General features: G+C 66.6%; 8 protein-coding genes. All 8 read right to left on the bottom strand.

The window, feature by feature from the left end; translation table 11 throughout:
- The coding region (locus tag ASJ79_RS13280; RefSeq protein ID WP_067955843.1) for an MCE family protein at positions 1–1345 on the bottom strand (1345 nt) is incomplete at its 3' end.
- Positions 1329–2432, bottom strand: a complete 1104-nt coding sequence (locus ASJ79_RS13275; RefSeq protein WP_067955841.1) for an MCE family protein — start codon at positions 2430–2432, stop codon at positions 1329–1331. The genes ASJ79_RS13275 and ASJ79_RS13280, both read right to left, overlap by 17 nt.
- Positions 2433–3458: an MCE family protein gene (locus tag ASJ79_RS13270; RefSeq protein WP_067955839.1), complete on the bottom strand. Its 1026-nt coding sequence runs from the start codon at positions 3456–3458 to the stop codon at positions 2433–2435. It lies immediately after the preceding gene.
- A complete protein-coding gene (locus tag ASJ79_RS13265) occupies positions 3455–4648 on the bottom strand; it encodes an MCE family protein (protein WP_067955837.1) in 1194 nt (397 codons plus the stop codon). Before ASJ79_RS13265 ends, ASJ79_RS13270 begins: the two co-directional genes overlap by 4 nt.
- Before the next feature lie 9 nt (positions 4649–4657).
- Entirely contained in the window at positions 4658–5515 is an 858-nt protein-coding gene (locus ASJ79_RS13260) for an ABC transporter permease (RefSeq protein ID WP_067955835.1), read from the bottom strand.
- A 4-nt stretch (positions 5516–5519) separates the two neighbouring features.
- Positions 5520–6329 carry an ABC transporter permease gene (locus ASJ79_RS13255; RefSeq protein WP_067955832.1) on the bottom strand — a complete coding sequence of 270 codons (810 nt, stop codon included), beginning with the start codon at positions 6327–6329 and terminating at the stop codon, positions 5520–5522.
- A complete protein-coding gene (locus ASJ79_RS13250) occupies positions 6319–7482 on the bottom strand; it encodes a thiolase (RefSeq protein ID WP_067955830.1) in 1164 nt (387 codons plus the stop codon). The genes ASJ79_RS13255 and ASJ79_RS13250 overlap by 11 nt, the downstream gene beginning before the upstream one ends.
- The coding region (locus ASJ79_RS13245; RefSeq protein WP_197420202.1) for a Zn-ribbon domain-containing OB-fold protein at positions 7479–8193 on the bottom strand (715 nt) is incomplete at its 5' end. The genes ASJ79_RS13245 and ASJ79_RS13250, both read right to left, overlap by 4 nt.

Here is an 8193-nt window from a genome sequence, read left to right as displayed (position 1 = left end):
GTCCTGGGAAGACGAGAACACCCTGCTGGTCGGCACCGACTTCGGTGAGGGATCGCTGACCGAGTCCGGCTACCCCCGGCTGGTCAAGCGGTGGCGGCGGCGCGACGTCACCCGACCCGACGAAGGCGGACACGGTGGGCGGCGGCTCCGGTGCGTCTCCCGGGCCCGCACCACCGGGTGCCAGCTTCGGGTCGGTGTAGATGACCCGGTCCGGGCTGACCGCGGGCCGTAGGTAGGCGTTGATCGGGAACGGCAGCCCACCGAAGTTCGCCAATCGCAGTGCCGGGCCCAGATATTGGGCGCACAGTTTCGCGGTCTCCGGAGCGGTGGTGTTCGCGACGCCGCCGATGAGGCCGCACACGAACCACACGGGGTTCGAGAAGTTCGACAACGCGAACGCGCCGGTGACCGACCCGCCGTTCGGGTAGTAGATGTTCTCGAAGTTCGCGATCGCGTTCGGCGTGATGTGCAGGACATTCTCCAGCGCGAGGCGGTTGTCGGCCAGTACCTGGGTGACCTGCCCGAGGCTGCGGATCTGTTCGGCCGTCTGGTCCCGGCTGCCTGCGACGAAGCGCTGGACTTCGCCGATCGCCGCGGACAGCTCGGTCAGCGCGGAATCCAGATCCGAGCGGCTGTCGTTGACCACGCTGGTCAACGACGCAAGCCGGTTCTGGAACAGCACGATCTGGTCCTTGCTGTCGCGCAGCGCGGTGACGAAGATCTGCAGGTTCTTGATGATGTCGGCGATGTTGCCACTGCCCTCGGCGAAGATGCGGGCCGCACCGGAGAGCTGACGCAGGGTCTCACGTAGCTTCTCGCCGTTGCCGTCCATCGCATTGGCGGCGCTGTCGACGAATCGCGAGATCGACGTGCCCGACTCCCCCACCTGCGGACCGAGTTCCTCGGACAGCCGCATCAACTGGGTCTTGACCTCATCCCATTCGACCGGGACCGCGGTGCGCTCCTTCGGGATCACGCCGCCGTCGGCCATGGTGGCACCACCGCCGTCCCGGTAGGCCGGGGTGAGCTGCACGTAACGCGCCGCCACCAGGTTCTGCGCGACGATGACGGCCTTGGCCTCGGCGGGGATCGGCACGCCGCGCTTGACCTTCAGTGTCATCTTGGTCTGGGTGCCCTCGGGTTCGATCTTGTCGATCGTGCCCACCTCGACACCCGACACCCGCACCTCGTCGCCGGGATAGATCGCGGTCGCGGTCGGAAAGTACGCCGTGATGGTGGTGGGTCCGAAGAACACCTGCCGGACGAGGAATGCCGCGCCGACGACGAGGAGGATGGCCAGCAGCACTGCGGTGCCGGCCACCACCCGCTTACGGGTTGCCATCATTGGGGAGGTCTCCAGGCTGCGGAAGGCTGTTGACAGGGAACGGAAGCTGCGCACGCGGGCCTGCGTTGTCCGGCGGCTGACCGATGTCGACACCGTTGCGGAATCCGAACGCGTAGTCCAGGAACGGCTGCAGCAGCTGAGCCGGCTGGATGTTGGGGACCAGTGCGTTGTAATACGCACCGTTGGAGACGATCTCGCCCTGGGTCAGGTAGTACTTGGCCGCACCGGGCAGCATCTTGGCCAAATTGTCCCGGTTCTTCTCCAGCATCCGCGTGATGTTGTTGATGCGCTCCAGCGCCGGCGCGAGTTCGGCCTCGTTGTCGGCCACCACGCCCGAAAGCTGTTGGGACACCGTCGAGATGTTGGCGAGCAGGCTGGAGATCGCGTACCGGCGGTCGTTGAGCACCGCGACCAGATCGTTGGCGTTGAGGATGAGCGTGTTGACCTGCTTGCTGCGTTCGGAGAAGATCCCGGTCACCTCACCGGCGGTGCGCAGCAGCTCGGCCAGGCTCTCGTTGCGGTTGTTCAGCGACTGCGACAACCGGGACAGCCCGTCGAACGTCGGTCCCAGTTGCGGGGCGATCTGGTCGAGCGTCTGTGCCAGCACATCCAGGGACTGGTTGAGCTGCTCGGTGTCGGTGTCGCGGGTGTTGGCGGTGAGTTCGCTGACCGCATCGGTCAGCGAGTACGGCGACGACGTCCGGGTGGTCGGGATGACCCGCTGCGGGTCCAGCGTGCCGTCGCCTGCGGAGTCGAGCGCGAGAACGCGTTCGCCGAGCAGGGTTCCGGTGCGGATGTGGGCGGTGGTGTCCGAGCCCAGCGCGTACTTGCTGTCGATCGTGAAGCCGACCAGCGCATCGCCGTTTTCGAGCTGGATCGACGAAACCGATCCGACTTTGATCCCGGACACGGTGACGTCGTTACCGACGCTCAGACCTCCGGCTTCGGTGAACAGGGCCTGGTAGCGCACGGCCGTCGCCCAGGACAGCAGCCGTTCGGGCTGCAGGCCGACAGCGATGACGAGGATGATCAGGACGACGCCGATGAAGCCCGCCCTGACGAGTTGGGAACCGCGGTATTTCAGCATCTACTCGTCCACACACCTTCCCTCGTCTTGCTTGATCCAGGGGAAGACCACGGTGCGCCCTTCGAGGTCGCTTGCGCGGAACGAGATCCCGCAGATGTAGTACGGGAACCAGGCGCCGTACGAGCCGACGCGGGCCAGCTTGCGGTAGATCTCCGGCAGCCGCTGGAGCGTGGCGTCCAGACGGTCCAGGTCGTTGTCGATCAGCGGGGTCAGACGGCTGAACTCGTCGATGGTGTTGTTCAACGGCGCGCGGCCCCGGGTGAGCAGGTCGGCGATCGAGGCCGTGCCGTTGTCGAGGGCGGTGATCGCGGTGCCGATCGGATCGCGGTCAGCGGACAGCCCGCTGACGAGTTGCTCCAGTTTGTCGATCGATCCGGAGAACTCCTCGCCGTCCTCGGCGAGGGTGTCCAGCACCCGGCGCAGATCGTCGATGAGTTGCTCGATGACCTGGTTGTTGTCGGCCAGCGTGTTCGTGAACGACGAGGACTTGGCGAACAGCGAATCCAGCGTGCCGCCCTGGCCCTGCAGGATCTGGACAAGCGACGAGGTCAGTGCGTTGACGTCCTTGGGATTGAGCCCTTGGATCACGGGGCGCAGACCGCCGAGCAGCACGTCCAGGTCCAGCGCCGGAGCGGTGCGTTGCTCCGGGATCTGCGCTCCTGCCGGCAGGATCTGGTTCGAGTCGGGGGTGTCGACGAGCTCCAGGTAGCGGTCCCCGACCAGGTTCAGGTAGCGGATCGCGGCATTCGTACCGGTGGTCAGCCTGGTGCCGCGGTCGGCGTCGAACCTCACCAGCACGCTTCGATCGGCCTGCAGTTCCACGTCTTTGACGGTGCCGACCCGGATACCCGCGATGCGCACGGTGTCGCCGGACTTCAGCCGTGACGCATCCTTGAACACGGCCGAGTACTCGTACGCCGCACCGGTTCTGGTGTCGCTGAACACCAGGAACAGGAACGCGGTGAGCATGACCATCACCACACCGAAGACGGTGAACTTGATCAGGGTCGCCGTCGAGCGCGTCATCCGGGCTGTCCGATCTGTGCGGTGTTGCGCGGGGGGCCGTCCAGCGGGCCGAACAGCCAGTTTTTCAGGCCTTCGGAGTTCAGCAGGATGCCCGCGTTGCCGTACTGCGCCGGGTTCGAGCCGACGTCACCGACGATCAGCGGCGGCACGAATTCGGCGGGCATCTCGGGCAGACCGAGTTCGGCGCAGTAGTCACGCCCACCGCTCTTCGCCGCGACCTTCGGGAGGTCACGCGGATAGCGGTAGCGTTCCACACCCAGCGTCAGACCGGCCGAGACGATGACGCCGGAGAACTGCGGCGGCGACTGGGCGAAGGGCACCAGACCGCCGACACCGCACCACAGCGACTTGCGGTAGGCGTGCAGCAGCTCTGTGGTGGGCACCAGCACCTCGGCCACGTCGGCGAGCGCCTCGCGGTTCCCGCCGACGACCTCGTTGCCGAGGTCGGCCAGACCGGTCGAGCTGACCAGGAACCGGTCCAGGTTGTCCTGTTCGTCGACGATGGAATTACCCAGCGTCGTGAAGTTCTCGACCGTCGAGACGAGATCGGGAGACGCGTCGCCGTAAGCCTGGAGGGTGGGCACCGCGGCTTCGATGTCGCGGGACAGGTTGGGCAGGCTCGGCTCGAGCTCGGCCAGCAGCGCGTTGAAGTCCGACAGCGTCTGGCCGAACTTCTCGCCGCGTCCGCTGAACGCCTGCGACAGGGCGCCGAGCGTTTCATTGAGTTTGGTGGGCTCCACCGCGTCGAGCACCCGCACGAGTTGCTGGAACACGGTGTTGACCTCGACGGTGACGTGGTCCCCCTCGAGCACCTGGCCCTTCTGCAACGCTCCGGCCGGATTCTGCGGGGCTTCGAGCTGGACGAACTTCGCCCCGAAGACGGTCGAGGATGCGATGTCGACTTGGACGTTGGCCGGGATCAGGTGCATCTGCGACGGATCCATGTCCAGCTGCAGCATGGCCTTGCCGTCCGGCCGGTAGTCGATCGACCGGACGCTGCCGACCTGCACGCCGCGCATCTTGACCTTGGCGTCCGGGTTCATCACCAGACCGGCGCGGTCCGAGATGACCGTGACGGGAACGGTTTCGGTGAACTTTCCGGCAAACAGTCCGACCGAGACCGCGAGCACGACGACGACAGCGACGACCAGTCCGAGTCCGGCCAGGGGCCGGGCGAGATTTCTGCTCAACTCGTCTCCCTAGCCCGACAGGTTGAAGTTGCCGTTGGAACCGTAGATCGACAGCGACACCAACAGGGTCACCGAGACCACCACGACCAACGAAGTCCGGACCGCGTTGCCCACCGCCGCGCCCACACCCGAAGGTCCGCCGGAGGCGAAGTAGCCGAAGTAGGTGTGCACCAACAGGATCGCGATGGCCATCAGCACCGCCTGCAGGAACGACCACAGTAGATCGATCGGATTCAGGAAGGTGTCGAAATAGTGGTCGTAGAGCCCACCGGACTGACCGAACAACACCACCGTGGTGAACTGCGAGGCCAAGAACGACAGGATCACCGCGATCGAGTACAGCGGCGTGATCGCCACCATGCCCGCCACGATGCGCGTGGACACCAGATACTCCACCGGCCGGATCCCCATGGATTCCAGCGCGTCGATCTCCTCGTTGATCCGCATCGCGCCCAATTGCGCGGTCACCCCGGCGCCGAACGTGGCGGCCAAGCCGATGCCGGCCACCACCGGAGCAGCGATTCGCACGTTGATGAACGCGGCCAGGAACCCCGTCAGCGCCTCGATTCCGATGTCGCCCAGTGAGGAGTAGCCCTGGATCGCCAGCGTTCCGCCGGCCGCCAAGGTCAAGAATCCGACGATCACCACGGTGCCGCCGATCATCGCCAAGGTTCCTGCGCCCATGGAGATCTCGGCGATCAACCGGATGATCTCCTTGCGGAAGTGCACCGCCGCGTGCGGCACACCTGCCATCGCCCGGCCGTAGAACAACGTGTGGTCACCGATGCGCGACAGCACGGCCACCGGTCGGCCCGCGTAGCTGACCAGCCGCGGGAACCGCGACCGCAGGATCGTCGAAGTACTCATCCCGCTATCCCGTCGTCATCCGGATACCGATGGCGGTGACCACCACATTGATCACGAACAACGCCATGAAGGCGTACACCACGGTCTCGTTGACCGCGTTACCCACCGCCTTGGCACCTCCGCCGGTGATGGTCAACCCGCGGTAACACGCCACCAACCCCGCGATCAGACCGAACAACGCCGCCTTGACGCACGAGATGATCACCTCGGGCACCCCGGTCAACAACGTGATGCCCGCCGCGAACGCACCGGGGTTCACGTCCTGGACGAAGATCGAGAAGAAGTAGCCGCCCAGGATCCCGATGATCACCACCAGGCTGTTGAGCAGCAGCGCCACCAGACCTGAGGCCAGCATCCGCGGGGTGACCAGACGCTGCACCGGGTTGATGCCCAGCACCTCCATCGCGTCGATCTCCTCGCGAATCGTGCGCGAGCCCAGATCGGCACACATCGCCGTCGCCCCGGCGCCGGCCACGATCAACACCGTGACCAGCGGACCCACCTGCGTCACCGCGCCGAACGCCGCACCCGCACCGGACAGATCCGCGGCGCCCAATTCACGCAGCAGGATGTTCAGCGTGAACGACACCAGCACCGTGAACGGAATCGCCACCAGCAGTGTCGGCGCCATCGACACCCGCGCGACGAACCACGACTGCTCCAGGAACTCTCGCCACTGGAACGGCCGCACGAACACATAACGCACCGCGTCCAGCGCCATCGAGAAGAAACCTCCGACGGCCTGCATCGCACCCGACAGACCGTTCGGCAGCGAGATGCCCGTCGACCAGCGCTCCGGTCCCTTAACCGCCATCGGGACCCTCCAGGATCGTCACCGCCGACACCGCCGTCGGACCACCGACCGTGTGCGCGAGCGCGGTCCGGGCGCCGTCGACCTGGTTGACCGCCTCGCCACGCAGTTGGGCGAACAGTTCGACGCATTGCGCGACACCGGTGGCGCCCGGCGGGTGCCCCTTGGCCTTCAGACCGCCGCTCGGATTGACCGGCAGTGCGCCGCCGACGCTGGTCACCTCGGTCTCCAGAAGTTTGTAGCCGCCCAGCCTTTCGGCGAAGCCCAGGTCCTCGTAACTCATCAGCTCGATCCCGGTCAGGAAGTCGTACACCTCGGCGACGTCCACGTCGGCGGGGGTCTTGCCTGCCATCGCGTAAGCCTGCCTGGCGGCCCTGGTGGTCGCCGGGAACGTGGTCATGTCCGGCTTGTGCTGGTGCATCACCGAATCCAGCCCGATCCCGACCCCACTGACCCAAACCGGCCGGTCGGTGAACCGATCGACGACATCCTCCGCGGCGATCACCAGCGCTGCGGCACCGTCACTCTGCGGCGCGCAGTCGTACAACCGGAACGGGGTCACCACCGTCGGTGCGTTCAGGGCCTGCTCCATCGTGATCTCAAAGCGCAACCGCGCCTTGGGGTTGTTCACTCCATGCCGGTGGTTCTTGACCGCCACCATGGCTAAGTGTTCTTCAGTTGCCGGAGATTCGTGGAGATATCGGCGAACATGCAAGGCAAATCCTGCCGGCGCCACCAAACCGAGCGGGTAATCCCAGGCCATGTCGCGCGCCATGGCCTCCCATTCCCACAGCATCTCCGCGCTCGTGGTGTCGCGCAGCTTGTCCGCGCCCATCACCAAAGCCACGTCGTAAGCTCCCGAGGCCACGGCGAACAGCGCGTTGCGGATCGCGTCATGACCGGTCGCACACGAGTTCTCGACCCGGGTGACCGGCAGGTCCGGCAGGCCCAGCGAGTCGGCCAGGATCCCGGACGGGAAGCCGTCGGCGGTGCCCATCGCGCCGAACCACGCCGCCTGCAGGTCCGACTTGGACAGCCCCTTGTCGACCGTGCCGGCACACGCGGAATACGCCATCGGCAGCAGGTCTTTGATGCCGAGCGCGAAGTGCTCGGCGAACGGCGTCATCCCGGCGCCGACGATTGCGACCCTTCTCACGCCGCTCCCCTGGTCCGCGCGTCGACCCGGTCGGGTTCGAACGCGTAGCCGTAGTCGGGAACCCCCGACCGCACCGCCACCCGGCGGAGCACCAGCCGGCCCCGGTCACCGATCCCGACCGAGCCGGGAGCGGCCCCGGTGATCTTCACCAGCGCCCGGACCCCGACGCCGTCGAGCTCGACGATCACCAGCGAGTACGGCGTGCGCAGCCCCGGAACCGGGATGTACACCGTGGTCTCGGTGTAGACGGTGCCGGTCCGCGGCAGCGGAACCAGCTCGTAGTCGGTGGCCAGCGCACCGTCGGGGCCCACGCGGTAGCGCGGGGGGAAGTCGAGTTCGTCCGAGCCGTCGAATCGTCCCGCCTCCCAACGCACCTTGGCCTCGAAGGCGCGTTCGTAGGCGGCCAGCGAGATCGGGATCTCGGTGTCGGTGGCGAAGATGCCGTCCGGCACCGGGCGTGCGTCAGGCTCCCTGCGGTAGGTCTGCGCCCGTCCGCCGCTGACGCTGATGCCGGACAGGATCGCCTGCTCGACCGCCACCAGAGGACCGGTCCGGTCCGTCTCGGCGAGCGCGGCGAGCGCGAACAGGCTCCAGACCGTCCCGGCGAGCCCGATCGGCACACCCACCCAGAAGATGGCCTGCCAGTGCCACTCCGACAGCACACCACCGACGAGCAGTCCGAGGAACGACCCCGCCACCGCGGCCACCATG

The organism is Mycobacterium sp. NAZ190054 (genome assembly GCF_001545925.1).
Taxonomy (GTDB): Bacteria; Actinomycetota; Actinomycetes; order Mycobacteriales; family Mycobacteriaceae; genus Mycobacterium.
This window is presented reverse-complemented; position numbering and strand designations above follow the sequence as displayed.

What these genes read in the sequence shown, in the direction of transcription:
- ASJ79_RS13275 (WP_067955841.1), bottom strand. Translation starts at nt 2,432, where the DNA reads ATGCTGAAATACCGCGGTTCCCAACTCGTCAGGGCGGGCTTCATCGGC.
- ASJ79_RS13270 (WP_067955839.1), bottom strand. Translation starts at nt 3,458, where the DNA reads ATGACGCGCTCGACGGCGACCCTGATCAAGTTCACCGTCTTCGGTGTG.
- ASJ79_RS13255 (WP_067955832.1), bottom strand. Translation starts at nt 6,329, where the DNA reads ATGGCGGTTAAGGGACCGGAGCGCTGGTCGACGGGCATCTCGCTGCCG.
- ASJ79_RS13260 (WP_067955835.1), bottom strand. Translation starts at nt 5,515, where the DNA reads ATGAGTACTTCGACGATCCTGCGGTCGCGGTTCCCGCGGCTGGTCAGC.